This window comes from Pseudomonas sp. PDM22 (assembly GCF_014851965.1).
In the GTDB taxonomy this organism is placed as follows: domain Bacteria; phylum Pseudomonadota; class Gammaproteobacteria; order Pseudomonadales; family Pseudomonadaceae; genus Pseudomonas.
On the sequence record NZ_JACVAR010000005.1, the window covers coordinates 43,102 to 68,654 of the forward strand.

General features: G+C 66.6%; 25 protein-coding genes. 15 read left to right on the forward strand and 10 right to left on the reverse strand.

Features of this window, described 5'->3' with window-relative positions; all coding sequences use genetic code 11:
- The first annotated feature begins 263 nt into the window (after positions 1 to 263).
- On the forward strand, positions 264 to 1,166 hold the full coding sequence (locus IB255_RS18185) for a hypothetical protein (protein ID WP_081519939.1): 903 nt from the start codon (positions 264 to 266) through the stop codon (positions 1,164 to 1,166).
- A 241-nt stretch (positions 1,167 to 1,407) separates the two neighbouring features.
- Positions 1,408 to 2,520 carry a mechanosensitive ion channel family protein gene (locus IB255_RS18190; RefSeq protein ID WP_081519938.1) on the forward strand — a complete coding sequence of 371 codons (1,113 nt, stop codon included), beginning with the start codon at positions 1,408 to 1,410 and terminating at the stop codon, positions 2,518 to 2,520.
- Positions 2,521 to 2,522: 2 nt separating this feature from the next.
- Here the strand turns inward: IB255_RS18190 and IB255_RS18195 are convergent, their stop codons facing one another.
- Entirely contained in the window at positions 2,523 to 3,593 is a 1,071-nt protein-coding gene (locus IB255_RS18195; RefSeq protein WP_192210630.1) for a DUF748 domain-containing protein, read from the reverse strand.
- A 160-nt stretch (positions 3,594 to 3,753) separates the two neighbouring features.
- On the opposite strand from IB255_RS18195, the gene IB255_RS18200 reads away from it, so the two are divergent.
- Positions 3,754 to 4,008: a hypothetical protein gene (locus IB255_RS18200; RefSeq protein WP_081519936.1), complete on the forward strand. Its 255-nt coding sequence runs from the start codon at positions 3,754 to 3,756 to the stop codon at positions 4,006 to 4,008.
- A 54-nt stretch (positions 4,009 to 4,062) separates the two neighbouring features.
- Here IB255_RS18200 and IB255_RS18205 read toward each other — a convergent pair whose 3' ends face one another.
- Positions 4,063 to 4,293 (reverse strand): hypothetical protein, encoded by a 231-nt coding sequence (locus IB255_RS18205; protein ID WP_192210631.1) that lies wholly within the window; start codon positions 4,291 to 4,293, stop codon positions 4,063 to 4,065.
- 181 nt (positions 4,294 to 4,474) lie between these two features.
- On the opposite strand from IB255_RS18205, the gene IB255_RS18210 reads away from it, so the two are divergent.
- Positions 4,475 to 4,792: a YgaP-like transmembrane domain gene (locus IB255_RS18210; protein ID WP_081519934.1), complete on the forward strand. Its 318-nt coding sequence runs from the start codon at positions 4,475 to 4,477 to the stop codon at positions 4,790 to 4,792.
- Between the two features lie 46 nt (positions 4,793 to 4,838).
- Here IB255_RS18210 and IB255_RS18215 read toward each other — a convergent pair whose 3' ends face one another.
- The 6 genes from IB255_RS18215 to IB255_RS18235 form a co-directional block, all read right to left on the reverse strand.
- Complete coding sequence (locus IB255_RS18215) at positions 4,839 to 5,399, reverse strand: type 1 glutamine amidotransferase domain-containing protein (RefSeq protein WP_081519933.1); 561 nt, start codon at positions 5,397 to 5,399, stop codon at positions 4,839 to 4,841.
- A gap of 70 nt (positions 5,400 to 5,469) precedes the next feature.
- Positions 5,470 to 5,883, reverse strand: a complete 414-nt coding sequence (locus IB255_RS18220; protein ID WP_081520032.1) for a CBS domain-containing protein — start codon at positions 5,881 to 5,883, stop codon at positions 5,470 to 5,472.
- A 272-nt stretch (positions 5,884 to 6,155) separates the two neighbouring features.
- Positions 6,156 to 6,620 (reverse strand): low affinity iron permease family protein, encoded by a 465-nt coding sequence (locus IB255_RS18225; protein WP_192210632.1) that lies wholly within the window; start codon positions 6,618 to 6,620, stop codon positions 6,156 to 6,158.
- Positions 6,601 to 6,735: a hypothetical protein gene (locus IB255_RS30950; RefSeq protein WP_263864851.1), complete on the reverse strand. Its 135-nt coding sequence runs from the start codon at positions 6,733 to 6,735 to the stop codon at positions 6,601 to 6,603. Before IB255_RS30950 ends, IB255_RS18225 begins: the two co-directional genes overlap by 20 nt.
- A gap of 168 nt (positions 6,736 to 6,903) precedes the next feature.
- Positions 6,904 to 7,197 carry a hypothetical protein gene (locus IB255_RS18230; protein WP_192210633.1) on the reverse strand — a complete coding sequence of 98 codons (294 nt, stop codon included), beginning with the start codon at positions 7,195 to 7,197 and terminating at the stop codon, positions 6,904 to 6,906.
- A 70-nt stretch (positions 7,198 to 7,267) separates the two neighbouring features.
- Positions 7,268 to 9,037 carry a thiamine pyrophosphate-requiring protein gene (locus tag IB255_RS18235; RefSeq protein ID WP_192210634.1) on the reverse strand — a complete coding sequence of 590 codons (1,770 nt, stop codon included), beginning with the start codon at positions 9,035 to 9,037 and terminating at the stop codon, positions 7,268 to 7,270.
- A 222-nt stretch (positions 9,038 to 9,259) separates the two neighbouring features.
- Between IB255_RS18235 and IB255_RS18240 the strand changes: the two genes are divergently transcribed.
- The 4 genes from IB255_RS18240 to IB255_RS18255 are packed head-to-tail and all read left to right on the forward strand — an operon-like array spanning position 9,260 to position 12,256.
- Entirely contained in the window at positions 9,260 to 10,285 is a 1,026-nt protein-coding gene (locus tag IB255_RS18240) for an acyl-CoA dehydrogenase (RefSeq protein ID WP_412548125.1), read from the forward strand.
- On the forward strand, positions 10,282 to 11,025 hold the full coding sequence (locus IB255_RS18245; RefSeq protein ID WP_192210636.1) for a PIG-L deacetylase family protein: 744 nt from the start codon (positions 10,282 to 10,284) through the stop codon (positions 11,023 to 11,025). The genes IB255_RS18240 and IB255_RS18245 overlap by 4 nt, the downstream gene beginning before the upstream one ends.
- A complete protein-coding gene (locus IB255_RS18250; RefSeq protein WP_318652763.1) occupies positions 11,022 to 11,600 on the forward strand; it encodes a class I SAM-dependent methyltransferase in 579 nt (192 codons plus the stop codon). The genes IB255_RS18245 and IB255_RS18250 overlap by 4 nt, the downstream gene beginning before the upstream one ends.
- Positions 11,597 to 12,256 (forward strand): glycosyltransferase, encoded by a 660-nt coding sequence (locus tag IB255_RS18255; RefSeq protein ID WP_151187099.1) that lies wholly within the window; start codon positions 11,597 to 11,599, stop codon positions 12,254 to 12,256. The genes IB255_RS18250 and IB255_RS18255 overlap by 4 nt, the downstream gene beginning before the upstream one ends.
- A gap of 19 nt (positions 12,257 to 12,275) precedes the next feature.
- Here IB255_RS18255 and IB255_RS18260 read toward each other — a convergent pair whose 3' ends face one another.
- Complete coding sequence (locus IB255_RS18260) at positions 12,276 to 13,061, reverse strand: alpha/beta hydrolase family protein (protein WP_081519926.1); 786 nt, start codon at positions 13,059 to 13,061, stop codon at positions 12,276 to 12,278.
- Positions 13,048 to 14,157, reverse strand: a complete 1,110-nt coding sequence (locus tag IB255_RS18265; protein ID WP_192210637.1) for a DUF3182 family protein — start codon at positions 14,155 to 14,157, stop codon at positions 13,048 to 13,050. Before IB255_RS18265 ends, IB255_RS18260 begins: the two co-directional genes overlap by 14 nt.
- An 88-nt stretch (positions 14,158 to 14,245) precedes the next feature.
- Here IB255_RS18265 and IB255_RS18270 point away from each other — a divergent pair, with 88 nt between their 5' ends.
- The 7 genes from IB255_RS18270 to glgX all read left to right on the forward strand — a co-directional run bounded on the left by IB255_RS18270 (position 14,246) and on the right by glgX (position 25,443).
- Entirely contained in the window at positions 14,246 to 14,449 is a 204-nt protein-coding gene (locus IB255_RS18270) for a DUF2934 domain-containing protein (protein ID WP_081519924.1), read from the forward strand.
- 370 nt (positions 14,450 to 14,819) lie between these two features.
- Positions 14,820 to 16,349 carry a glycogen synthase GlgA gene (glgA, locus tag IB255_RS18275; RefSeq protein ID WP_081519923.1) on the forward strand — a complete coding sequence of 510 codons (1,530 nt, stop codon included), beginning with the start codon at positions 14,820 to 14,822 and terminating at the stop codon, positions 16,347 to 16,349.
- Positions 16,346 to 18,091 carry a malto-oligosyltrehalose trehalohydrolase gene (treZ, locus tag IB255_RS18280; RefSeq protein WP_081519922.1) on the forward strand — a complete coding sequence of 582 codons (1,746 nt, stop codon included), beginning with the start codon at positions 16,346 to 16,348 and terminating at the stop codon, positions 18,089 to 18,091. The genes glgA and treZ overlap by 4 nt, the downstream gene beginning before the upstream one ends.
- On the forward strand, positions 18,091 to 20,133 hold the full coding sequence (gene malQ, locus IB255_RS18285; RefSeq protein ID WP_192210638.1) for a 4-alpha-glucanotransferase: 2,043 nt from the start codon (positions 18,091 to 18,093) through the stop codon (positions 20,131 to 20,133). The genes treZ and malQ overlap by 1 nt, the downstream gene beginning before the upstream one ends.
- Positions 20,126 to 22,852, forward strand: a complete 2,727-nt coding sequence (gene treY / locus IB255_RS18290) for a malto-oligosyltrehalose synthase (protein WP_081519920.1) — start codon at positions 20,126 to 20,128, stop codon at positions 22,850 to 22,852. The genes malQ and treY overlap by 8 nt, the downstream gene beginning before the upstream one ends.
- The gene (locus tag IB255_RS18295) at positions 22,849 to 23,301 is read left to right on the forward strand and encodes a DUF2934 domain-containing protein (protein ID WP_081519919.1); all 453 of its coding nucleotides are present in this window, start codon (positions 22,849 to 22,851) and stop codon (positions 23,299 to 23,301) included. Before treY ends, IB255_RS18295 begins: the two co-directional genes overlap by 4 nt.
- Positions 23,302 to 23,316: 15 nt before the next feature.
- On the forward strand, positions 23,317 to 25,443 hold the full coding sequence (gene glgX, locus IB255_RS18300) for a glycogen debranching protein GlgX (protein WP_081519918.1): 2,127 nt from the start codon (positions 23,317 to 23,319) through the stop codon (positions 25,441 to 25,443).
- The last annotated feature ends 110 nt before the right edge of the window (positions 25,444 to 25,553 follow it).

Below are 25,553 nucleotides of genomic sequence, written 5' to 3' on the forward strand. Positions count from 1 at the left end.
GAACGGGCGTACCGTCAGGCTTCGTGCATTGCTGCTTGCTCCAGCAGAAGACCACGGGTCGGGCAATCGGGTTCGTAATTCCTGCGCTCGTAGGAGGTGGATCGTGCATTCTGCCGCCGCCGAGCCCGGGCGCCATGCGTTCTGCATACCTTGCATGCGCACCTTCAATCACAACCATTTGAAAATATTGATTTTAATATTTTGAAACAGCTGGCATGCCCGGTGCAAAGGCAGGTTCAGGCCCAGCCAAAGGAGCACCGCCCATGATTGCCAGCGCCGATACCTCCCTCACTAGCACTCTCGATCACTCCGGCGTCGCCTGGCCGGCGATCTTCGCCGGCGCGGCCGCCGCCGCGGCACTGTCGCTGATCCTCATTGTCCTAGGCTTCGGCCTCGGGTTCTCCGCAGTGTCGCCGTGGCCTGGCGATGGCGGCAGCTTCAAGCAGATGAGCATCTCCACGTTCATCTGGCTGGCGATCACCCAGGTGCTCGCTTCCGGTCTGGGCGGATACCTGGCCGGACGCCTGCGGGTGAAATGGGCCAGCCTGCACGGCGATGAAGTCTATTTCCGCGATACCGCCCATGGCTTCCTCGCCTGGGCCATCGCGACGCTGGTCACCGCCACCCTGGTGATCGGCTCGGTCAGCAGCCTGGTGGGTGGTGGCCTGCAGGCGGGCGCCACGGTGGCCGCCGGCGCGGCGGCGAGTGCCACCAGCGCTTCCTCCGGCAAGGACGATAACGACGCCGCCTACTTCATCGACACCCTGTTCCGCGACAACCGGCCGGTCGCCGTCAGCGATGACGCCGCCCATGCAGTCGCCTCTCGTATTTTCGTGCGCGGTCTGGCCGAAGGGCAATTGAGCGCAGACGACCGCACCTACCTCGCCCGAGTGATCGCCCAGCGCACCGAGATCAGCCAGGCCGAGGCCGAGCAGCGCATCGATGCCGTGTTTGCCCAGGCGCAACAGGCCAAGCAGCAGGCATTGCAGGCCGCCGACACGGCCCGCAAGGTCGCTGCCGGTTCGGCGCTGTGGATGTTCGCGGCGCTGCTGTGCGGTGCGTTCTTCGCCAGCTTCATGGCCATCCACGGCGGCCGCCGCCGTGACGCAGAGCTGCTGGTGGCTCACCACCTGCACTCCACTTCCCCCGCCCACTCCATTCGCTGACAGGAGACTCACCATGCGCTCGATCCTCCTTTACTTCCTCGGCGTGCCGATCCCGATCATCATCCTGATCGCGCTGTTCTGGCATTGACCTCCCGTTACGGGGATGCGGGAGGGTAACCCCTACCCTCCCGCAGCACTTCTGCGTGACAGACTCCCGCGGCACCGCTCGTGCATTGCGGCTGAACTTCTGCCCCCTACCCGGCCCCAAACCTACTCCTGTCATTCGCGATAAGGAGCAACCATGGAGTCGCTGTATGCCTGGCTGGACCTGAGCCAGCTCGGCCGCTTGCTGTTGGTAGTGGTGGCCGCCGCCGCGGGATTCCTCATCCTGCGCTTTCTGATCAGTCTGGCGCGCAAGCGCCTGGAGGGGCGTACCAGCCAATGGGCGCGCTACGCCGCGGCAATCGCCGGGCGCACCAGCAACGTGCTGGTCTTCGTCTTCGCCTTGATGCTCGCGCTCAAGCTCACCACCCTGCCCGACAACTGGAGCACCGCCCTGTCGCACGCCTGGTTCGTCGTGCTCGCGCTGCAGGTCGCCTGGTGGCTGGATGTCTGCGTGCGCCTGTGGACGCACAACCTGTCCCGCTCGCGCTTCGGCGGCATCCAGAACCCGGTAATGGCAACGATTGTCTCGGTGGTGGTGCTGGTGGTGGTCTGGGCCGTGATGCTGCTGTCGATCCTGGCCAACCTGGGCGTGGACATCACCGCGCTGATCGCCAGCCTCGGTGTCGGCGGCATCGCCGTGGCACTGGCGGTGCAGACCATCCTCAGCGACATCTTCGCCTCGCTGTCGATTGGCTTCGACAAGCCCTTCGAGATCGGCGATTTCGTGGTGTTCGGTGACGTGGCCGGAACCATCGAGCACATCGGCTTGAAGACCACGCGCATCCGCAGCCTGAGCGGCGAGCAGATCGTCTGCTCGAATGCCGAACTGCTCAAGCAGACGCTGCACAACTACAAGCGCATGAACACCCGCCGCATCGTTTTCCAGTTCGGGATCAGCTACCGGACCTCGGCTGAGCAGGCCAAGGCGGTTGCCGACCTGGTCAGGGAGATCATCGACGAGATCGACGAAGCGAAATTCGATCGCGCGCATTTCCTCTCCTTCTCCGAGAGCCGCTTGCTCTACGAAGTCGTCTACATCATGCAGACGGCTGACTACAACCGTTACATGGACGTGCAGCAGCGGATCAATCTGAGCTTGCTGGCCGGCATGCAGGAGCTGGGCGTCGAGTTCGCCTTCCCGGTGCGCGAGCTACGCAATGTCTCGGCTGTTCGCGACTTGCGCGAGCGGGATCGCGGGGTATTCGATGCACAGCGCCAGGAAGGATCATCGCGCGGCACCAGCCACTAGCGTCAGTCAGTGGGAGCCGAGCGCTCGTAACGGGCGTTGAAGGCCTGGATGAACGCGTTGCGCAGGATACCGAGGAAAGCCTGGAAGGCACTGATGTCCTGGCGATGGATATTGCCGTTCAGATCCACACGGGTAGCGAACTGGTCCTTGCGCTGGTTCTTCAACACCGTCTCGCCACCACCGACCAGGGCTTCCCAGATCGAACGGAACAGGCCCTTGTCCTTCTCCTCCACATCCTGTTGCCAGTTGAACACGTCGACATCGCGCAGCAGCGGTTTGATGTAGCCGCTGAGGCGGCCGTTGTCCGCTTTCGCTTCGATCACCAGGGTGCCGTGGCCACGATTGAAGTCGAACTTGCCGTAGGCGGAGGCGAAGTCGTTGACCCGGCGCAGCTCCACCTCGCTGGCGCGCAAGCGCAACTGGAAGTCCTCGAAGTCGGTGAACGGGTCGAATGACGCCTCGACCTCCACCGGCGCCTGGTCGAACAGGCGCCCACGCCCCTCGAAACGGGCGACCCGCTCGCCCTGCTCGTCCGCCACGTTGGTGAGGTTGTACAGGCTTGCGTTAACCGCGCTGGCAGACAGGTGCACCGGTGGATTGGACTGGTAGTTGTGGAAGCGGATGCGCCCATCCTCGATGCGCAGCTCGTCCAGAGTGATCGGCAACAGCTTCTCCAGCTGCGCATGCCAGTTGGTGCCGGCACCGCTCTGGGATTCCTGGCTGCTGCCGCCATCGACGAAATTCAGCTCCGGCCGCAGGAAGATCACCCGCGCCACGATCCCGTGCTCGTACCACAGCGCATGCCAGCTCACGGAAAGGTCTATCACTGGCGCGTCCAGCAGCGGCACCGGCACCTTGCCGCTGACCTTGACGATCTTCAGCCCGTTGATGCGGTAGGCGCCGCGCCACAGCGCGAGGTCCACATCGGTGATCTGGCCGTGATAATCGCCCATGCGCTCCAGTTGGCCGTTGAGGTAGTCGCGGATCACATAGGGCAACGCGATATGCGCGACCAGCAGCAACAGCAGGATCGCCAGGACGCTCGCCATGGGCACGCTGTAGCGCCTTTTCATCCCTGTCTCCAAAGGTTCTCAGGCAGTGGACCGGCCTGGTGGCGAGCGAGTTCAGGGAATTGCTGCCGCCCGGCTGCGACAACGGCGCGGCGGCGAATGATATTCAAATGCCATCATTCTGTGGTTTATTCGGGTTTTCAGGCTTTGACCCGGAGGTTGCGTGCCGCCGATTTTCAGCAAAGGCACCTACGAGCTGTTCACCCCCGGCGGGGTCGGCAAGCGTATCGGCGTGCTGCGCAACGGCCGCGTCGAGTTGCTGAGCAGCCCGGATCGCTTCCGCGTCTACGCCAACCATCTGTTCATCGAACTGGATGGCCAGGACCTTGGCGAATGCATCGGCGAGATAGACGCCAGCGGCCAGGCCCAGTGGCTGGATGGGCGCGCCCTCTTCCGCGTAATACCGGTGTCCTCCTGAGGCGCGCCGCGTCAGATCAGGAGCAGACCGACCGCGAGCTACGCGGCAATGGCCTCATTTCTCGGCAATGCCACTGAGGGTGATGCCGTACCGGCGCAGCAGCTCGGTACTGGAGGCATCGCCGTGGTGGTCTCTTGCCGCTCCGTACTCACCGGCGGGCAGGTTCTGCCGCACCCAGCCCAGGAGGAACGCCGTCGCCTGCTCGATGCTCGGGCGCCCGTCGTGGTTCATGTCCAGCGTGCTGGTGTTGTTGTCCTTCTGGTAGCTGATCACCCATTCAGTCATAGGTACCTCCTCGGTTCGCTGCATTGCGCCTGTGCAAGTGAGTCGCCCGGCCCGCTGGAGTTGCCCCGGTGCGACAGACGGACCGACCGCCTGCGAGTCAACTCGAACCAAACGCCGCCAGCACCTGCCTACGGAATACCGGAGGCCCTGGCGCCTTGGCATTCAGCAGCGGGAGAGCGACATGAGCAAACAGAATCTGAGCGGATGGGAACGGGCGGCCTCCATCGCCGCAGGCATTGCAGCAATCGGCCTGGGCGTGCGACGTGGCGGGCTGGCCGGCTGGTTGCGCGTGGGCGCTGGAGTGCTGGCGGCCAAGCGCGGCCTGAGCGGGCACTGCCAGGTGAAGGCGGCGTTGAACAAGCCGGTCCTGGAACCGTTGCGCTCCGAACGGGCCGCTGCGGTGCCCTCCCCTGGCGTGGCGGATTCGACGGTGTCGGAAGCGCGCATCGACCATGCCCTGGAAGAAACCTTCCCGGCGAGCGATCCGATCTCGCCCTGATCCTGTGCGGCACCCCGGCCGTCAGTCATGCAGTTCTCCTGTTCGGTCACGCAGCCTTGAGCGCTTCGCCCAGTGCCTCGTTGAACGCCTTCAAGTCACCGGGGTTGCGCGACGTGATCAGCGTCCAGCCCTTGGCCGGGCAAACCTCCACCTGGGCGTCGCACCAGTCGGCGCCGGCGTTCACCAGGTCGGTGCGCACACTGGCATAGGAAGTCAGTGATTTCTCGGAGACCACACCGGCGTCGATCAGCAACCAGGGGCCGTGGCAGATGGCGGCGATGGGTTTGCCTGCCTCGCTGAATGCCTTGACCAGTCGTTGAGCGTCCGCGTCCTGGCGCAGGGTGTCGGCATTCACCGTACCGCCGGGGATCACCAGCAGGTCGTAGTCACCGGCCTTGAGGCCCTTGATCCTGGCGTCGGAGTTCACCTGGATGTCCTTCTCGCTGTCGTGCACCCAGGTCTGCGCCGAACCGCCCTTCACGCTGGCATGGATGACGGTGGCGCCCTGCGCTTTCAAGGCACGCATCGGCTCGAGCAGTTCATCGCGTTCGATGCCGGCATTGGCGGTGATGATCAGGACGTTCCTGCCTTGCAGATTATCAGTCATGGATAGACCTCCTCTGGAGCAGGACGCCGCTGGGGCGCCCTGCTCGCGGATGGGTTGCGGTTGTGACGGATCAATGCGCCCGCGCCACCGAGCGCAGGAGATTGGCACTGAGCTTGTCGGCATTGCAGCTGGCGACGTTGGCCAGGGAGACGATGCCCACCAGACGCTTCTCGCGGTTGACCACGGCCAGGCGGCGCTTCTCGATCTGCGCCATGTTCTTCGCCACATGGTCGACGGATTCGTCATCGAAGCAGTAGCAGACGTCCTCGCTCATCACTTCGCTCACCGGCGTGCTCAGGTTCAGCCCGTCGGCCAGGCCGCGCACAACCAGGTCACGGTCGGTGAGGATGCCGCTGAGGTGGTCGTTGTCGTTGACCAGCAAGGCGCCGACGTCCACCTGCCGCATCAGCAGTGCAGCCTCCTGCAGCGTGGTGTCCGGGGAAATGGTGCGCACCTCGCGGCTCATGATCTCGCGTACGGCCATGGAGCTGCGTTCGGTCGAGCGGTCGCTTCGGGCTTGGTCTCTCATGACATGTCCTCCTGTGTCGTGGCTGTCGTTCGGTGGAAAGACAGTCGCCGCGATCGTTCGATGTTTCCGTCGCACCGGTCATTCAGAAGTGCTTGTTTCATCGGCAGTCTTCGGCGCCAATCTGCGCGCCGTCGACCTCGTGGATCAGCCCCGGCTGCAGCTCTTAGGACTCGCGCTGAGTCCGCGTGGCGCCGTGGAAAACCATCGCCGCGAGGCATGACTGGATCTCAATCCCCCGGATTGCGCTCCTGCTGTTCTTCCCGGTTGGCCACTTTCTGTGGCGAACCTTCCGTGGCGTTGTTCTCCTCGCCCATTTCCTCGTAGGTCTTGCGCAGCTTCTGCAGTTCTTCGCTGCCCATGTCGTCCAGCCCCATGAGCACGCGGTGGGCGTGATGGGTGGTGCGCAGGAGTTCGTCGATCTTGATGTGCAGCGCGTCGGTGTCGCGGTTCTGGGTGCTCTGGATGAGGAACACCATGAGGAAGGTGATGATGGTGGTCGAGGTGTTGATCACCAGTTGCCAGGTGTCGTTGAAATGGAAGAACGGCCCGCTGAGCGCCCACCCCACCAGCAGCACGCAGGCCAGGGCGAAGGTCAGCGGGCGCCCGGCCCATTGCGACAGGGCCTGGGCGAAGCGCGAGAAGCTGGCCCCGGCCTTTTTCTCGTCGGGGGAATCATTCGCCGCGTTCGACATGGACAGTGCGCTCAGGGACGGTGATGGTGACTTCGCGCGGCGGCGTCGGCTTTTCCAGGACCTTGTGCTTCCGACCGCCGGGTTTGCCGGCGGAAGCAGTCCGAGGGGCGGTCATGGCGTGCTCTCCGCAATAGGGGTACCTGTCCGGTAGAGGCGGCGCCCGCGCCACGAGTTCAGAAAAACCATGGCCGGGAGCCGCGATCGGCTGAAGGCGAGTTCACGGGCATGGCACGCTCCTGCAGGTCGCCCCACGGGATGCAAGCGCCTGCAACGCACACCCGGCTCAATACGCGTCAGGCGTCGCGCCCTTCTTCTGGGTGTTGTCGTGGTTCTTGCTCTTCTGCTTGTCCCTGCTTTCCTGGGACTGCACCTGGCTGTTGTCGTCGGTGCGGCCTTCGTCCTTCTGCTTCTGCTGCGAAGCCGGCGGCGTAGGCGCCTGGCCGGGGCTCTGGCCGTGGGGCTTTTCGTTGGTCGGCACCTGGTTGGTCGCCTCGGCGGCGTAGGCTGGAATCAGTCCGATGGACAGCCAGGCCAGCAGAACGGCGGCAAAGGGCCGGGTGAGTCTGGTCTTGTTCATGGTGCGCTCTCCTCTGGTTGGATCAATTCGGGGTTGGATCAGTTCGGGGGTTGGATCAGTTCGGGTTGGATCATTTGCGCGCCAGCAACTGCCGCGCGCTCTGGCGCAGCACGCCCCAGCGGCGCGGGTCGCCGGGCAAGGCGCCGAGCAGGTTGCGCGCCTGCTCGAAGCTGATGTGCGGCGGCAGTGGCGGTACGTCGGGATCGGTGAGCACCTCCAGCAGCACCGGGCGGTCGGATTCGAAGGCTTCCTGCCAGGCTGCGCCCAGATGCGCGGGGTCGGTCACGCGGATGCCGCGAAAGCCCAGCAGCTCGGCATAGCGCGCATAAGGGAAGTCGATGACTTCCTGGGCAGCGGCAAACTCCGGGTCGCCGGCCAGGGCGCGCTGTTCCCAGGTGACCTGGTTGAGGTCGCCGTTGTTGAGCACCAGCACGATGAATGTCGGGTTGTCCTTCCAGCGCTTGTGGTACTGCTGCACGGTGACCAGTTCGGCGTTTCCGTTCATCTGCATGGCGCCGTCGCCGACCATGGCAATCACCGGGCGCTCGGGGTGCGCCAGCTTTGCCGCCAGGGCGTAAGGCACTCCGCTGCCCATGCTGGCCAGCTTGCCGGAGAGCGAGCCGAGCATGCCGGGGAGCGCACGCAGGTCGCGGGCATACCAGTTGGTGTGGGAGCCGCTGTCGCCCGCCAGGATCACATCGTCCGGCAATTGCGGCGAAAGCTCCCAGAACACCCGCTGCGGGTTGATCGGTTCGGCGGGCTTCATCGCCTGCTCGCGCAGCTCCTTCCAGCTGTTCTCCACCGCCTTCTCGATACGGATGCGCCAGGTACCGTGGCGCTTGGGCTTGAGCAGCGGCAACAGGCGCTGAAGGGTTTCCCCGGCGTCGCCCAGCAATACCTGGTCGATGGGGTAACGCATGCTGACGTTGCGTGCCTGCAGGTCGATCTGCACCGCCCTGGCCTGCCCCGGCCTGGGCAGGAATTCGCTGTAGGGAAAGGTGGTGCCGATCATCAACAGCGTGTCGCAGCGCTCCATCAGCTCGGCGCTGGCGCGGGTGCCGAGCAGGCCGATGGAGCCTGTCACGTAAGGCAGGTCATCGGCGATCACCATCTTGCCCAACAGCGCCTTGGCAACACCCGCGGAAAGCGCCTCGGCCACCGCTTCGACTTCCTGGTGAGCCCCCAGCGCACCGGCACCGACCAGGATGGCGACCTTGCGCCCGGCATTGAGGATTTCCGCGGCGGCCACCAGCTCTTCCTCGCGAGCGTAGGGCCGCGGTGCGATGAAGCCGACGCCCGAATAGACATGGCCATGCTTGTGTGGCGGCTTTTCCGCCGGCATCTGCTGCACGTCGTTGGGGATGATCACCGTGGCGACCTGGCGCTCGCTGCAGGCGACCCGCAATGCCCGGTCGATCACATGGAGCAACTGGCTCGGGCTGGCCACGGTCTCCACATAATTGCTCACGTCGCGGAACAGCGTATGCAGGTCCACTTCCTGCTGGTAGTCGCTGCCCAGGGAAGTCACCGCCTGCTGGCCGACGATGGCCAACACCGGCTGGTGGTCCATGCGCGCATCGTAAAGGCCGTTCAGCAGGTGGATGGCGCCCGGCCCGGAGGTCGCCAGGCAGACGCCCACTTCACCGGTGAACTTGGCGTGGGCGCCGGCCATGAAGGCAGCCATTTCCTCGTGGCGCACGCGAATGTAGTCGAAGTCTTCGGCGTGCCGGCCGAAGGCTCCCATGATTCCGTTGATGCCGTCGCCGGGATAGCCGAAGACGCGTTGTACGCCCCACCGGGTGAGGCGTTCGAGCAATTGATCGGCGACCGTCTGGGACATGCTTTCCTCCGTTGGATTGGCGAGGGAATTGCGCAGCGCAGGCATTGCGCCCCTTTCTCGACCGACCGGCCCTGTCGGGACGGGTTCAGAACAATTCGTCAGCGGCGAGGCTTTACGAGGTGTCTTTCCAGCGTGGTCGCCTTCCCTACGAACGGCACGCAGAGGGTTTGAACCCATGCGCGGCAAAGTCAGTCCGGATGAATAAGCCCCTCACCATCGGACATCGCCATGACCCAGGATGGCCTGAATGCACTGTGCGCCCTGCTCCAGGATTTCGAACTGCCGCTGCACGCCGACCAGCAGCAAGCCACGCTCGGCCACGCGCTGCGCACCCTGAGCGACAGCGGCCTGGACCTGCTGCCCAGCCCTGGGAGCGGCGCCACCCTGCGCCGCTGGCAGGCTCTGTCGGCGGTAGCCGGCAGCGATCTGTCGCTGCTCAAGCTGTACGAGGGGCATACCGACGCCTTGGCCATCCTTGACGAACTGCAGGGAGAAACCCGTCCCGGCACCTGGGCGGTCTGGGCGGCCGAGCCGCCGGGTACCAGCGTGAGGATCGTTGCCCGCGAGGCCGGGTTGGTGCGCATCAGCGGCAGCAAGCCATGGTGCTCGGGCGCCTCGCTGGTGGAGCACGCGCTGGTGACGGCCAAGGATGAGCAGGATCGCCCGCAGTTGATTGCCGTGACCCTCGACCAGCCGGGCGTAAGGATGGGCGATGGTGATTGGCATGCCGTCGGCATGGCGGCAACCCGCAGCGCCACGGTTGATTTCCAGGGGGTACTGGCGCGCTGCGTAGGCAATCCGCAGGCCTATCTGCAGCGGCCGGGTTTCTGGCACGGCGGCGCCGGCATAGCCGCCTGCTGGTACGGCGCTGCCAGTTGCCTGGCCAGTTACCTGCGCAATGGTCGGGCCGAAGACGTGCACGCCATGGCCCACCTGGGCGCGGTGGATGCCGCGCTGGCGGGCGCCGCCGGTGCATTGCGCGAATGCGCCAGCTGGATCGACGACAACCCGGAGGCCGACTCCGAGCTGCCCGCGCGCCGGGTACGTGCCCAGGTCGAAGGCGCGGTCGAGGCTGTGCAATGGCACGTCGGCCACGCCCTTGGCGCCACGCCTTTCTGCCGCGACCGGCGCTTCGCCCGGATTGCCGCCGACCTGCCGGTATTTCTCCGCCAGAGCCACGGCGAGCGCGACCTGGCGCACCTTGGACTGCAGCTGGCGAACCAGCGCCACGAACGGTGGGCGTTGTGAGTGACGCTTTCAACCTGATCGCCGGTTCGGCCGGCACGCCCACCTCAGCCTGGCGGGCCGGCGGGCAGTTGGACCGGCTGCCGCGAATCAGCAGCCGCGAGCTGTTCCCGGCGGGCCGGCGGTTGGTGGTGGTGGCGCCGCATCCCGACGACGAGGTACTGGCGTGCGGCGGCCTGTTGGCCAGTCTTGCCGGTGATCGCGAGGGGCTGCTGATCTCTGTCACTGATGGTGAAGGCAGCCACCCGGACTCGCCGCACTGGACGCCGCAGCGCCTGCGCACGACTCGGCAGGAAGAAAGCCGTCGCGCACTGGCCGAACTGGGTCTCGATCTCCTCTCATGGCAATGGCAACGCCTGCACCTGCCGGACAGTGGTGTACAAGCCGATGCCCTGGCAGAGGCGCTGACCGAATGGCTACGACCCGGCGATCGGTTGATCAGCACCTGGCGCCACGACGGCCACCGCGACCACGAGGCCACCGGGCTGGCCTGCGCCCAGACCGCCGCTCGCTGCGACGCCCGGCATATTGAAGCGCCGATCTGGGCCTGGCACTGGGCCTCGCCCGGCGACCCGCGCCTGCCCTGGGCCAGGGCGCACCGACTGGATATCGACAAGGCCGCGATGCAACGCAAACGCCGGGCGATCCACGCGCACGCCAGCCAGCTCGAAGGCCCCCGGCCGATCCTCGATGCGCGCCTGCTGGAGACCCTGCTGCAACCCTTCGAGGTGTATTTCCTGTGAGCGCACTGACCTCCAGCCATTTCGACGAGATGTTCCGTGACGATCCTGACCCCTGGTCATTCCGCTCATCCTGGTACGAGCGCCGCAAGCGCGGGTTGATCCTTGCCAGCTTGCCGCGCGGCCGGTTCGCCAGTGGCTACGAGCCGGCCTGCGCGAATGGCGAGACCAGCGCCGAACTCGCTGGCAGGGTCGACTCGCTGCTGTGCAGCGACTTCAGTGCCGAGGCCCTCGCCCTCGCCCGCCAGCGTCTTACCGGGCTTGAGAACGTTCGGCTGGCCAGGCACTGCCTGCCCGCCGACTGGCCTCGGGAGCGCTTCGAGCTGATCGTGCTGGGTGAACTGGGCTATTACCTGGCGCCTGACGACTGGGCCTGCATCTGCCAGCGCGCGGCGGCCAGCCTGCAGCCGGGCGGCGTGCTGGTCGCCTGCCACTGGCGCCATCCCATCGACGGCTGCTCCCTCACGGGGGATGCGGTGCATGAACACCTCGCACGGGCAATGGCCGCTGCAGCCACGGTCAGCCATGTCGAGCCGGATTTTCGCCTGGAGCTGTGGTACGGCGAGGCCGCTGCATGATCGGCGTACTGGTGCCGGCACATAACGAAGCGGAACTGCTCGGCGCCTGCCTGACGTCGCTGCAGCAGGCGGCACGGCATCCGGAGCTGAACGAGGAAACGGTGTGCATCCTTGTCGTGCTGGACGCCTGCACTGACGGCAGCGAAGCCGTGGCGCACGCAGCGGGTGTCTCCGTGCTGCGAGTCGAAGAACGCAACGTTGGCCATGCCCGCCGCGCCGGGGCGGCGCGTCTGCTGGAACTGGGTGCCCGCTGGCTGGCCTGCACCGACGCGGACAGCAGCGTCGACCGCGACTGGCTGGTGCGCCAGCTGGCTTTCGGCGCAGAAGCTGTCTGCGGCACTGTACGCGTGGAGGACTGGTCGCCCCGCCTGGAGCCGGTTCGCCTGATCTACGAAGATCATTACCAGAGCCACGAGGACCACCGGCATATCCATGGCGCCAACCTGGGCGTCTGTGCCCGCGCCTACCAGCGCGCCGGCGGCTTCCGCCCGCTGCCTGCGGACGAGGACGTGCACCTGGTCCGCGACCTGGAGCGCAGCGGCGCTCGTATCGTCTGGACGCACCAGACCTGCGTGACGACCAGCGCTCGTCGTGATTGCCGGGCGCGCCACGGTTTCGGCGAGTTCCTTGATGGACTCGCGGCACCTTCTGGATGAACGGGCGGCGCCGTGTGGCTCAGCCGACGATCAGCCGGTTGGCCCGCTCGCCGACCACCATCTCGGTGATCCAGCGCACCAGGATGTCGGTGTAGGCGGCCTGGGACGTCTCGCTGCTCAGCGCATGGTCGGCCTGGTCGATGATCCGGTGAGTCAGCGAATGTGTGCGCTGGAAGGCTGCGCGGTAACTCATGATGGTCGGGTGCGGGATATAGCTGTCGTGCTCGGACTCCACCAGCAACACATCGCCGTGAAATCCGGAACAGGCCTTCAGTGCGCGGTTGCTGGCCGCCGGGATCAGGCTGGAGCGGTAGGCCATCAGGTCGTCGCGGGGCAGGTCGCGCTTGGGCACGTCCCAGTCCTCGTCGCGGTAGATCGCCGGCACGCGCAGGGCGAGCCAGCGCACAGCGCGCAACTCGGTGAGGATCGCGGCGAGATAGCCGCCATAGCTGGTGCCGACCACCGCGATGGCGCTGGAGTCGATGCGTGGGTGCGCCGCCAGCCGATCATAGGCGGCCAGCAAGTCGCGCAGGTTGTCTTCGCGGGTGATGGAAGCCTGCAGCGCTTCGCCAGCGCCGTGGCCGGCCAGGTCGAAGGTCAGGCAGACGCAGCCGAGCCCGGCGATACCGCGAGCGCGATTGAGATCGCGCTCCTGGCTGCCGCCCCAGCCGTGCACGAAGAGTACGCCGGGTACATGAGTGCGCGGGCTGAGGAAATTACCCTGCAGGCGCAGGCTGCCGACATCGATATCGATGCGCTCGTCGCTGGAAAACTCACGGGGAAACAGCTCGTCACGGGAAGACATAAGGCGCCACCATTGCGTACTTCATGAGGAAATCGCCGTGCTCGTCCGGCCCGCGATACAGCACGCGAACGTTGTCCGGCAGGGGTTTGTCCTCGAAGATTTCGAACGTCGAGGCACGCACCACGCACAGCGCCGGATCGGCGACGAAGGCTTCCAGCGCCGCCAGTTCCGCACCGCTGGCACCGCCGATGCGCCAGGACTGCTCCAGCACGCCCGAGCAACGCTGGCCGTGGACGTCCAGGCCCTGGGCGACGTCATAGTTGCGCCGCGAGGCGAAAAAGGCCGGCAGCAACTGATGCGCGGCGCGGTCGAACTGCATCGCCTGGTGGATTGCCAGTTTCACCGATTCCACCAAGTCCAGTGCGAGCAGGCAGGCGAAGTCGCCACGCACCACCAGCAGGTCACTACCGCCGTAAACCCGCTCACCGCGCGGATTGCGGTTGCGCTGCTGGACGCCGTGATAGCTGAGCAGAACACCATTGATCATTACCTGGCCGACGCTGTGGGTCTGCGGCTCGTCCAGGTCGTCCTCGATCACCAGCCCTTCCTGGTAATCATCTTCCTCGTAGCAAGCCAGGGCCTCTGCCAACTGGTCCGTATCCGCCACGACCTGCTGGCCCTGCCCGCCCCGGCTGGCTGCCGGCTTCAGCCGTTGCGGGCCTCGCTGCAGGCGGGCGCTGGCACAACGCACGGCGTCGTTGTGGGAGAACACGCTGTGGCCATCGAGCACCAGCGGTTTTACCCGTGCAGCGAATGCGTCGCTCCAGCCGCGCGGGGTCAGGGTCGGTCGGTCGATCAGCGGGTGGACGATGGCCTTGCCGCCCTGGAAGCCGTATTGCACATAGCCGCCGAACAGGTCCAACGGGCCATGGATGCCAAACTCCTCAGCCTGTTCTCGACCTGCCACCGTGGCATCCGGCACCCAGTAGAACTGCTGGCCGGGCTGCCGGTGCGAGGGCGGTTCGGAGCGGAAGTCCAGGCCCTGGATCTGCGCCAGCCAGGAGGCCAGCGCCTCGTGGGTCTGGCGGTCTGCAGGCTGCGCATCCGGGTCCAGCGAGCAGGCCACGACCAGGCGTGGGCGATCGGCATCGTTCATGAAGCGTCCCTCGGTCAGGCTGTATGAACAACCTGACTGACGCAGCAGTCATCGGTTCTACACAGATGACGAACTGCTGGAGTCGACCATGAATCAGCACCGCAACGACCAGGACCGCGAAGCACAGATACGCCAGAAGGCCTATGACCTCTGGGTTGCCGAAGGCAAACCCAGCGGCCAGGCCGCCCGCCATTGGCAGATGGCCGAAGAGCACCTGGGTCGCTCGTTGCCCGTCGAGCGCGCTCAGGAGCTGGACTACAAGGGCAAGCGCAACCCTCGCCGCGAAGCGTAGCGGCAAGGCGTATTGCAACCGACGCAGAGGGCCATCGTGCATTCTGCTGGTCGCACATCGCCACGCTCCCTTCCGAATTGCCCATCCGATCAAGCAGTTAGCGCCACGTCGAAGACTGGTACGGACCCTGCTTGCAGCAATGCCTGTCGGCCACAGCATTTTCGGTCGCGTCTTCTGCCCCTGCCTGATGCCCCTCCAACCGAGCGGCTCCCGCGCTGACCGGGATGCCGCCACGTCGGTAGTGCGCGTCGGCAGAAATTCGAAACTTCGCCCGCTGGGGGCCGGTCCCCCGCAGGACAGGACAAACACCACGGAGAACCACGGGGCTGGCAGGAAACGCCAGTCGCCCTGACGAATCGAGGAGTCAACGATGCGTAACCAGCTGGCCGATGTGCGCCTGGAAGAAGCCACAGTCAACCTCACCCCGATCCCGTCGGCCGATGGTACGCCGCCGCAGCGGCGCAAACGGATACTCTTCGCCACCTCCGAATTCAGCGACTTCGTCAAGGCCGGCGGCCTGGGTGACGTCTCTGCCGCCCTGCCCCGCGCGCTGCTCGCTGATCACGATATCCGGGTGCTGATCCCCGGTTATCCGCAGGTGCTCAAGGGTGCTATCGCCTGCAGGATTGTCGGACGCCTGCCAGGCCGCGCCGCGCTGCCGGCCTGTGACATCGGCGAGCTGAAGCTGGCCGACGGGCTGGTGGTCTACGCGGTGATCTGCCCTGAGCTCTATGACCGTCCCGGCACCCCCTATGTCGACCAGAACGGCCACGAATGGGCCGACAATCACATTCGCTTCGCTCGCCTGAGCCTGGCCGCCGCCGACATCGCGGCCGGCGTGAGCGCGCTGGCGTGGTCGCCGGACCTGCTCCACGTCAACGACTGGCCCACCGCACTGGCACCGGCCTACATGGCCTGGCGCGGGCAGACCACACCCAGCGTGCTGACCATCCACAACCTCGGCTACCAGGGTTCCTGCCCGCTGGGCTGCTGCGCCGAGCTGGGCCTGCCGGACTCCGCCGGCTTGCCGGGCAGCATGGAGTTCTACGGCAAACTGTCGTTCCTCAAGGCCGGTATCAGTCATGCCAGCCACATCACCACGGTGAGCGAGACGTATGCCCGTGAGATCACCGGGCCGGACCTCGGCTGCGGCATGCACGGCGTGCTTGCCCAGCGTCGTGATCGCGGCCAACTGAGCGGCATCACCCATGGCATCGATGCCGGCTGGGACCCGCTGACCGATCCGCACCTGATCGAAGGTTTCGACGCCTCGCACATTGCCGGCAAACGCCGCAATGCCGACTACGTGGAGAAGCAGTTCGGCCTGCTCCCAGGACGCGGCCCGCTGTTTGCAGTGGTCTCGCGGCTGGTCCAGCAGAAAGGCATCGACCTGACCCTGGCGATCGCCGACGAGATGGTTGCCGCCGGTGGCCGGCTGGTGTCCATCGGCTGCGGCGAGCCGGAGCTGGAGCAGGCCATGCGCGAGCTCGCCGAGCGCTATCCGGGCCGGGTCGGCGTGCAGGTCGGTTTCGACGAGACCACCGCCCGACGCATCTATGCCGCCAGCGACTTCCTGCTCATGCCCTCGCGCTACGAGCCGTGCGGCCTCAGCCAGATGTACGCCCAGCGCTTTGGTTCGCTGCCCATCGCCCGGCACACCGGCGGGCTGGCCGACACCATCATCGATGGCGTCACCGGCCTGCTGTTCCGCGACGAGACCCCCGCCAGCTACTTCGACGCCGTGCGCCGCGCACTGAACATCTACCGCTACCCCGAACTGCTGCACGCCATGCGCTGCAAGGCCATGGAGTCGCCGCTGCCCTGGGACGAGGCCGTGCGTCCCTATACCTCCCTCTACCAGCGCCTGTTGCAACGGGTGCCGGCGCAGGCCGTGCGATGACCTTGCAGCACGGCGCGATGACACTGCCCGACGGCAAGGTGCGGTTTTCGCTGTGGGCGCCGGATGCGCAGCGCGTTGAGGTGGAACTGGGCGGTGGCAAACGCCACGACCTGGAAAAGATCGACGACGGCTGGTTCAGCGCCGAGGTTCCAGCCATCGTCGGGCAGACCTACCGCTACCGCATCGACCACGACCTGCTGGTGGCGGATCCGGCTTCGCGGGACCAGGCCGGTGGTGTCGAAGGCGAAAGCCGTGTGGTCGACCCCGGCGCCTACCGCTGGCTGTACCCGAACTGGCGCGGCCGACCCTGGCACGAAGCGGTGATCTACGAAGTCCACGTCGGACTGTTCGATGGGTTCTCGGCGCTGCAGGGGCGACTGGAAGAGCTCGCCGCGCTGGGTATCACCGCCATCGAACTGATGCCGCTCAATGCCTTCCCCGGTCGGCGCAACTGGGGTTATGACGGTGTGCTGCCCTACGCGCCGTCGTGTGCCTATGGCGACCCGGACAATCTGCGCCGACTGATCGACACGGCCCACGGTCTGGGGCTGATGGTGTTCATCGATGTGGTCTACAACCACTTCGGCCCGCAGGGCAACTACCTCGGCCGCTACGCCAGCGCCTTCTTTCGCGCCGACCAGCAGACGCCCTGGGGCCAGGCCATCGACTTCCGCCATCCGGCGGTGCGCGAGTTCTTCATCGGCAACGCCGAAATGTGGGTGCGCGAGTACCGCGTGGACGGCCTGCGAATCGACGCCGTGCACGCCATCTCCGACAAGGGCTTCCTTCTTGAACTGGCCGAACGCGCCCGCCGGGCCGCCGAAGGCCGTGAGCTGCACCTGATCCTGGAGAACGAACACAACGAGGCCAGCCTGCTGCAAGGCGAGCGCGGCTTCGACGCCCAGTGGAATGACGACCTGCACCACTGCCTGCACGTCCTGCTCACCAGCGAGAACGAAGGCTACTACGTCGACTACTCGCACACCCCGATCGAACAGTTGTGCCGCTGCCTGCGCGAGGGCTTCGCCTTCCAGGGCGAGACCGACTACCGCGGTATCGCCCGCGGCGAGCCCAGCGGCCAGCTGAGTCCTCAGGCCTTCGTGGCCTTCCTGCAGAACCACGACCAGGTCGGCAACCGTGCGCTGGGCGAGCGCCTCACCACCCTTGCGCGCACGGACCAGTTGCGCGCGGCGAATGCGCTGGTGCTGCTCGGCCCCATGGTGCCGATGCTGTTCATGGGCGAGGAATGGGGCGAGCAGCAGCCCTTCCTGTTCTTCACCGACTATCAGGGTGAGTTGGCGCGGGCTGTCACCGAAGGCCGACGAGAAGAGTTCAGGCGCTTCAGCCGATTTTCCTCGCCGGGCGCTGCCGCCTGGATTCCCGATCCCAATGACTACCAGACCTACGTGGCTTCCCGGCCTCGTCCCGAGCCGGGTGACGACACCTGGCGAGCGCACTGTCGGCAGTTGCTGGCGCTGCGTCAGCGCTGGCTGACACCCCACCTGCCCGGCAGCCGCGCACTGGATGCGCAACCGCTGGCCGAGCGTGCACTGAGCGCGAAATGGCGGCTCGGCGACGGCAGCCTCTGGCGCATCGACCTCAACCTCAGCTCGGACGACGTCGCCATCGAACCGCCGGGCGAAGGCGCCCAGGTGCTGTTCTGCTGTGGCCAGGGTGTGGCGCACTACCGCCACGGCTGGTTGGGCGCCGCCGCGTTGGTCGCCAGCCTGGAGACGACCTGATGAGCGGTGCGCAACTGGAACGCCTGGCCAGCGAAGCGGGCCTGGCCATCGACTGGATGGATGCCGATAACCGCCCGCAGCGCCTGACCGCCGAGGTGCAACGCTCTGTGCTGGAAGCGCTTGGCTTCCCGGCGCAGAGTCCGGAGCAGATTCGCCAGAGCCTGGATGCGCTGGAGCGCCGCCAGGCAGAACTGCCACCGCTGATTACCGCCGACCAAGGGCAGCCGATTGCCGTTCCGGTGCCACCTGGGAGTCGCTACAAGCTGTTCAACGAAGACGACAGCGGCCACAGCGAAGGCCAGGTCGACGAACACGGACAATTACCCGCGATCGAGCAATCGGGCTACTACCCCCTGCACCTGGGCGAGCGGGAAATCATCCTTGCCGTGGCGCCCCCGCGTTGCCCGTCGGTGGCGCAGTATTGTGGCGGAAGGCAGCGTGTCTGGGGCCTTTCCGCGCAGCTTTACTCCCTGCGCCGCGAGCAGGACGGTGGCGCCGGCGACATCGCCGCCCTCGCCCAACTGGTGCGTACGGCAGCCGGGCAAGGCGCGGATGCCATCGCCATCAGTCCGGTGCACGCCATGTCCCCCGCCTCGCGGGAGATCTACAGCCCGTACTCGCCGTCGAGCCGGCTGCTGTTCAACGAACTCTATGCAGCGCCTGGATTTGTACTGGGCGACGAACCGGTACGCGAGGCGCTCGCCGCCGCCGGGCTGGAAGCCGAACTGGCGCGCCTGCAAGCGCTGCCGCTGATCGACTGGCTCGGCGTCGCCCACCTGCGCGACCGCCTGCTGACGCAGCTCTACGGGCAGTTCCAGCATGAGGCCGGCGAGCTGCACGAAGACTTCCTCGCCTTCCGCAATCTCGGTGGCGCCGAACTGCTGCAGCATTGCTGCTTCCAGGTCCTGCAACTGCGCCGCGCCGAAGCCGGCGACGGGCTGGACTGGCGCTTCTGGCCCGAGGATTACCGTAACGCCGGCAGCACCGAGCTGGGCCATTTCATGGTCGACGAAGAACAGGCGATCAGCCAGCAGGCGTTCGGCCAGTGGTTGATCGCCCGCGGCCTGCGGCAGGTGCAGACCGACGCGAAAGCCGCCGGTATGGGCATCGGCCTGATCGCCGACCTCGCGGTGGGTGCCGAACCGTCCGGCAGCCAGGCGTGGATGCGCCAGGATGAACTGCTTACCGGCGTCAGCGTCGGCTGCCCGCCGGACATCCTCAACCACGCCGGGCAGAACTGGGGCATCTGCGCCTTCTCCCCGGACGGTTTGCGGCGCAATGGCTTCCGCGCCTTCATCGAGATGTTGCGGGCGAACCTGCGCTACGTCGGTGGTCTGCGTATCGATCACATCCTCGGCCTGCGCCGGCTCTGGGTAATTCCAGCCGGCGCGGAGCCACAGGACGGCGCCTACCTCGATTATCCGATCCAGGACCTGTTGCGGCTGATCTGCCTGGAAGCAGAACGCGCCCAGGCAATCATCATCGGCGAGGACCTCGGCACCGTGCCACCGGGGCTGCGCGAGGCACTGGCCGAGCGCGGCATCCTGGGCATGCGCGTGCTGCTGTTCGAGCAGCAGCACGGCCGCTTCATCGCACCGGCACAGTGGCCAGACAACGCCCTGGCCACCAGCACAACTCATGACCTGCCGACCCTGGAGGGCTGGCAGAAAGGCCGCGACATCGACTGGCGCGAGCAGCTCGGCCAGCGCAGCCGCGAGACCGCCGCGGACGAGCGCAATACCCGCCAGCACGAGTCCTTCGCCCTGCGCCGGGCCCTGGGCGAGAACCAGATCCAGTCAGACCCGGTGCTGGACGGCGCCATCGAGTTCCTGGGGGCCACGCCTGCGCCGTTGGTGTTGCTGCCGCTGGAAGACGCCCTCGCCTGCATCGAGCAGCCCAACCTGCCAGGGCCCGGCGATGCGCATCCGAACTGGCGACGGCGCTTCGAGCGCAACGCCGCAGAGATGCTCGACGACCCGCAAGTGCGTGCGCGCATGGAACGCCTGCGCCGTGCGCGTGACGGAGGGCGTGAACATGGCTGAAATCCGCGCCACCCTGCGCCTGCAGTTCCACCGGGAGTTCACCCTGGATGACGCCCTGCCCTGGCTGGACTACTTCTCCCGGCTCGGCATCAGCCACCTGTATGCCTCACCTCTGCTGGCTGCGCAGCCGGGCTCGATGCACGGTTACGACTCCGTGGACCCGACCCGCATCAGCGAGGAGCTGGGCGGCGAGCCAGCGCTGCGCCGGCTGGTGGCGGGCCTCCGGCAGAACGGCATGGGGCTGATCGTCGACACCGTGGCCAACCACATGCGTATCGGCGACGCCAATCCCTGGTGGCAGGACGTGCTCGAGTGGGGCCTGGACAGCCCCTATGCGCACTTCTTCGACATCCGCTGGCACAGCGACGACCCGCTGCTGGACCAGCAGGTGCTGCTGCCGTGCCTGGGCGAGGACTATATCGACGAGGTGACCTCGGGGCGCATCTGCCTGGATTACGACAACGCCAGCGCGCGCTTCCTGCTGCGCTACGGCGAGCAACGATTCCCGGTCTGCCCATCCAGCTACGGGATGATCCTCTGCCACACCGAATGCCCCGAATTGCTGGCCCTGGCGCCGCGCTTCGTCGAGTTGCACCACCATCCGCTGGGCCGTCATCTGGCGCAGGCGCTCTGCCGGGAAGCGGCCGCTCCGATTGCCGACAGCGGACGGCTCACCACCCTGCTGGCGTCCTACCGCGAGGATTGGCACAGCCTGCACCGCCTGATCGAGCAGCAGCATTACCGCCTGGCCAACTGGCGGGTGGCGGCGGACGACATCAACTGGCGGCGCTTCTTCGACATCAACGAGCTGGTAGGCCTGCGCGCCGAATACCCGGACGTGTTCCAGGCCAGCCACGCCTACCTGCTGCAGCTGATGGACGAAGGGCTGATCGACGGCCTGCGCATCGACCACGTGGACGGCCTCGCCGATCCGCGCGGCTACTGCCGACGCCTATGGCGGGCCACCCGCGGCGCACCGGTCTACGTGGAAAAGATCCTCGGCCCCGACGAAGCCCTGCCGGCGGACTGGAAGGTGCAAGGCACCACCGGCTACGACTTCATGAACCAGGTGTCGCAGCTGCTGCACGACGCCCGTGGCGAGCCGTTGTTGCGCCATCTGTGGCTGGAGGTCAGCGGCCGGCAGGACGGGTTCGCCGAGGAAGTCCGCCAGGCGCGCAAGCATGTGCTGGCCTCGCTGTTCGCCGGCGACGTCGAAGGCCTTGCACAGCAGCTCTGGCACATAGCCCGGTTCACCCTGGCCAGCCGCGACATCCCCTTGGGCTCGATCCGCCGCGCGCTGTTCCAGTTGCTCGCCGCCTTCCCCGTCTATCGCACCTATGTCGACGCGCTGGGCCGCTCCGAGCAGGACGAACACTTCTTCAGCCAGGCGCTGGAGCAGGCCCAGCAACACCTGGAACCGGGCGACCAGCGCACCCTCGGCTGGCTTGATCGCATGCTCGGCGGCGAGGCGCTGCGCAGACAGCCGCCCGGCCCGATGCGGCAGCTGCGCAAGCTGGCACTGGACCGATTCCAGCAGCTCACACCACCGATCGCTGCCAAGTCCCTGGAGGACACCGCCTGCTACCGCTCGGCGGCAGCGCTGGGGCGCAACGATGTCGGCTTCGATCCGCAGACCCTCGGGGGCGATACGGACGCCTTCCACCTCGCCTGCCTGAAGCGCCTGCGCAACTTCCCCCACGCGATGCTGGCCACCGCGACCCACGACCACAAGCGCGGCGAGGACTGCCGGGCGCGCCTGGCGGTGCTCAGCGAGCGCGCCGGGTGGTTCGCCGAGCGTGCCTGGAGCTGGTGGAAACTCGCCGCGCCGCTGCGCCAGCACATCGCCCGTGGCCCCGCGCCCAGTGGCGGCGACGAACTCATCCTCTACCAGTGCCTGCTCGGCAGCTGGCCGCTGGAACTCGACACCGACGACGCGGAAGGCCTGCACGAGTATCACCGGCGCATCGAGCAATGGCAGCGCAAGGCGATTCGCGAGGCCAAGCTGGACAGCGACTGGAGCGCGCCCAACGAAGCCTATGAACGCGTCTGCGGCGAATTTCTCGCCGGCATCCTGCTGGCGGACGACGGCGCAACGCTGCGCCGGTCCATTGCCGAAGCAGCACGCAGCCTGATGCCCGTCGGAGCGCTCAATGGACTGACTCAGTGCGTGCTGCGCAATACCACGCCCGGGGTTCCGGATCTCTACCAGGGTTGTGAGCTCTGGGACTTCAGCCTGGTCGACCCGGACAACCGGCACATCCCGGACTTCGCCAGCCTGGAGGCCACGCTGGACGGCCCACCGGATTGGCCCGCGCTGCTGCGCGACTGGCGCACTGGCCGCATCAAGCAGGCGCTGCTCGCTTGGGCCCTCGGGCTGCGCAAGCGCTGGCCGGCACTCTTCGCAGCTGGCGACTACCTGCCGCTGGAAGCACGCGGCGAGCACGCCGCACAGGTCGCCGCCTTCGTCCGCAGCCACGCCGGCCAACACCTGCTGGTCGTGGTGCCGCGCTGCGTAGACGGGCTGCTCGGCGACTCTTCACTGCCGCAGGTGCCACCAGCGCGCTGGACGGACACGCGCCTGCACCTGCCTTCCTCGCTGGCCGCCATCCGCTGGAACGGGCTGGCTGGCCCGCTCGAACCGCACAACGGGGAACCCCGCCTGGCTGAACTGCTCGGTGAGACCCCGGTCAACCTGCTCATATCCGGAGGTGAACGATGAAGGTCAATGAGCGAAGAGTCCGCGAACTGGCCTACCAGATCTGGGAGTCCGAGGGACGCCCGGAAGGCCAGCATGACCGCCACTGGCGCATGGCGCGCAGCCTCGCCGAAGCCGAGGCAGGAAATGTCGATGGTACGCAGGAGCCGGTGAAACCCCGCTTCGAGGGGGACAAGGAACCGGAGAAACCTGCCCTCCTCCAGGAGCCGCCGCGGCGCAAGGGACGCCTGCCCAAGGCAGACCCGGAAGTGCCGAACCAGGACGAAGGCGAAACCGTGACGCCGACACCGCCGGCGGCCGAGCGCAAGTCCCCGGCCAAGGCCAAGCCGACCAAAAGTGCGCCGACCGTGACGCCCACTGCCAAGCGCAAGCCCAAGCCCAGCCCGGCCGAGGCAGCGACGCCCGGCAACCCAACGGCGCCCAAGCCACGCACGAAGAAGCAGAGTATCTGACCCCAGGAGCCGGCCATGACCCGACGAGCACAGTCCCGCGTCACCGAAGGCCGCCCCTTCCCGCTGGGGGCTACCTGGGATGGTCTGGGCGTCAACTTCGCGCTGTTCTCCGCCCACGCCACGCGGGTCGAGCTGTGCCTGTTCGATGCCCAGGGCAAGCACGAGATCGAGCGCATCGAGCTGCCCGAATACAGCGACGAGATCTGGCACGGCTACCTGCCCGATGCCCATCCGGGGCAGATCTACGGCTATCGCGTGCATGGCCCCTACGAACCCGACGCGGGGCACCGCTTCAACCCCAACAAGCTGCTGATCGATCCTTATGCGCGGCAGCTGGTGGGTGAACTGAAATGGTCCGAATCACTGTTCGGCTACACCATTGGCTCGCCGGATGCGGATCTCAGCTTCGACGAACGCGACAGCGCGGCATTCGTCCCCAAGTGCAAGGTCATCGATCCGGCCTTCACCTGGGGCGAGCAGCAGCCGGTGCGCGTGCCGTGGGACGAGACTGTCATCTACGAAGCCCACCTGCGCGGCCTGAGCATGCGCCACCCCGCGGTGCCCGAGCGCCTGCGCGGCACCTGCGCCGGGCTGATGAACAGCGAGCTGCTGCAACACCTGCGGCAGCTGGGCATCACCAGCCTGGAACTGCTGCCGGTGCATGGCTTCCTCGACGACAAGCACCTGCTGGAAAAGGGCATGAGCAACTACTGGGGCTACAACAGCATCGCCTTCTTCGCGCCCCAGGCCCGCTACCTCGCCAGCGGCCACGTCAACGAGTTCAAGGAAATGGTCGCGCACCTGCACGCCGCCGGTATCGAGCTGATCCTCGACGTCGTCTACAACCACACCGCCGAAGGCAACGAGCTGGGCCCGACCCTGTGCATGCGCGGGATCGACAACGTCTCCTACTACCGCCTGCAGGCCGACAACCGCCGCTACTACGTCAACGATTCGGGCACTGGTAACACCCTCGACCTGAGCCACCCGTGCGTGCTGCAGATGGTCACCGACTCGCTGCGCTACTGGGCCACGGAGATGCGCGTGGACGGGTTCCGCTTCGATCTTGCGTCGATCCTCGGGCGCTACGCCGACGGTTTCGACGAGCGCCACAGCTTCCTCGTCGCCTGCCGCCAGGACCCGGTGCTCAGCCACCGCAAGCTGATCGCCGAGCCTTGGGACTGCGGCCCCGGCGGCTATCAGGTGGGCGGTTTCCCGCCCGGCTGGGTGGAGTGGAACGACCGCTTCCGCGACACCGTGCGCAGCTTCTGGCGTGGCGATGAAGGCCAGCTGCCGGACCTGGCGCGGCGTCTCACCGCCTCGGGCGACCTCTACGACCAGCGCGGCCGTCGGCCCTATGCCTCGGTGAACTTCATCACTGCCCACGACGGTTTCACCCTGCGCGACGTAGTCACCTACGACCACAAGCACAACCAGGCCAACGGCGAGGACAACCGCGACGGCCACGACGACAACCGTTCCTGGAACCACGGCGTCGAAGGCCCTACCGACGATGAGGGCATCCGCCGCCTGCGCGTGCAGCAGATGCGCAACCTGATGGCCACGCTGCTGCTCTCCCAGGGCACGCCCATGCTGCTGGCCGGTGACGAGTTCAGCCGCACCCAGCAGGGCAACAACAATGTCTACTGCCAGGACAACGAACTGGGCTGGGTGGACTGGAACCTCGACGACGAAGGCTACGAACTGCTGGCCTTCACCCGCCGGCTGATCCGTCTGCGCCAGGCCTACCCGATCCTGCGGCGCGGGCGCTTCCTGGTAGGCGAGTACAACGAGGACCTGGGTGTGCGTGACGTCACCTGGCTCGCGCCCGAGGGCGAGGAAATGACCGAGGATCGCTGGCACGACCCGCAACGGCGCAGCCTCGGCATGCTCATGGACGGTCGCGCGCAACCCACGGGTATCCGCCGCAGCGGCGGTGACGCCACCCTCCTCCTGCTGCTGAACGCCGGGCACGAGGGGCTCGATTTCATCCTTCCGGAGACAGCCCAGGGCCGCGACTGGCAGTACCTGCTGGACAGCGCCGAACCGCAGGAGCATGAGCATAACTGGGAGTTCGGCGCTGCCTACCCGCTAAGCGCTCGCTCGCTGGCCCTGTTCACCCTGCGTCGCAGCGACGACTGACCGTCGGGCAATCCGGCTGAACGTCGCCCGCGTGGCTCAGTCGGAACCAGTAGACGCGGAGGCCCGAAATCGCCAAAGGCAGGCCCGGCGTCGGAATATCAACTCCATGG

Excerpts from the sequence above, each read along its gene's own strand:
- glgX (WP_081519918.1), top strand. The coding sequence starts at position 23,317 with ATGACCCGACGAGCACAGTCCCGCGTCACCGAAGGCCGCCCCTTCCCG.
- IB255_RS18225 (WP_192210632.1), bottom strand. The coding sequence starts at position 6,620 with ATGTCGAACGCGGCGAATGATTCCCCCGACGAGAAAAAGGCCGGGGCC.
- IB255_RS18220 (WP_081520032.1), bottom strand. The coding sequence starts at position 5,883 with ATGGCCGTACGCGAGATCATGAGCCGCGAGGTGCGCACCATTTCCCCG.
- IB255_RS18190 (WP_081519938.1), top strand. The coding sequence starts at position 1,408 with ATGGAGTCGCTGTATGCCTGGCTGGACCTGAGCCAGCTCGGCCGCTTG.
- IB255_RS18210 (WP_081519934.1), top strand. The coding sequence starts at position 4,475 with ATGAGCAAACAGAATCTGAGCGGATGGGAACGGGCGGCCTCCATCGCC.
- IB255_RS18260 (WP_081519926.1), bottom strand. The coding sequence starts at position 13,061 with ATGTCTTCCCGTGACGAGCTGTTTCCCCGTGAGTTTTCCAGCGACGAG.
- treY (WP_081519920.1), top strand. The coding sequence starts at position 20,126 with ATGGCTGAAATCCGCGCCACCCTGCGCCTGCAGTTCCACCGGGAGTTC.
- IB255_RS18255 (WP_151187099.1), top strand. The coding sequence starts at position 11,597 with ATGATCGGCGTACTGGTGCCGGCACATAACGAAGCGGAACTGCTCGGC.
- IB255_RS18270 (WP_081519924.1), top strand. The coding sequence starts at position 14,246 with ATGAATCAGCACCGCAACGACCAGGACCGCGAAGCACAGATACGCCAG.
- IB255_RS30950 (WP_263864851.1), bottom strand. The coding sequence starts at position 6,735 with ATGACCGCCCCTCGGACTGCTTCCGCCGGCAAACCCGGCGGTCGGAAG.
- IB255_RS18230 (WP_192210633.1), bottom strand. The coding sequence starts at position 7,197 with ATGAACAAGACCAGACTCACCCGGCCCTTTGCCGCCGTTCTGCTGGCC.
- IB255_RS18195 (WP_192210630.1), bottom strand. The coding sequence starts at position 3,593 with ATGAAAAGGCGCTACAGCGTGCCCATGGCGAGCGTCCTGGCGATCCTG.
- IB255_RS18185 (WP_081519939.1), top strand. The coding sequence starts at position 264 with ATGATTGCCAGCGCCGATACCTCCCTCACTAGCACTCTCGATCACTCC.
- IB255_RS18235 (WP_192210634.1), bottom strand. The coding sequence starts at position 9,037 with ATGTCCCAGACGGTCGCCGATCAATTGCTCGAACGCCTCACCCGGTGG.
- glgA (WP_081519923.1), top strand. The coding sequence starts at position 14,820 with ATGCGTAACCAGCTGGCCGATGTGCGCCTGGAAGAAGCCACAGTCAAC.
- IB255_RS18265 (WP_192210637.1), bottom strand. The coding sequence starts at position 14,157 with ATGAACGATGCCGATCGCCCACGCCTGGTCGTGGCCTGCTCGCTGGAC.
- IB255_RS18295 (WP_081519919.1), top strand. The coding sequence starts at position 22,849 with ATGAAGGTCAATGAGCGAAGAGTCCGCGAACTGGCCTACCAGATCTGG.
- IB255_RS18205 (WP_192210631.1), bottom strand. The coding sequence starts at position 4,293 with ATGACTGAATGGGTGATCAGCTACCAGAAGGACAACAACACCAGCACG.
- IB255_RS18215 (WP_081519933.1), bottom strand. The coding sequence starts at position 5,399 with ATGACTGATAATCTGCAAGGCAGGAACGTCCTGATCATCACCGCCAAT.
- malQ (WP_192210638.1), top strand. The coding sequence starts at position 18,091 with ATGAGCGGTGCGCAACTGGAACGCCTGGCCAGCGAAGCGGGCCTGGCC.
- treZ (WP_081519922.1), top strand. The coding sequence starts at position 16,346 with ATGACCTTGCAGCACGGCGCGATGACACTGCCCGACGGCAAGGTGCGG.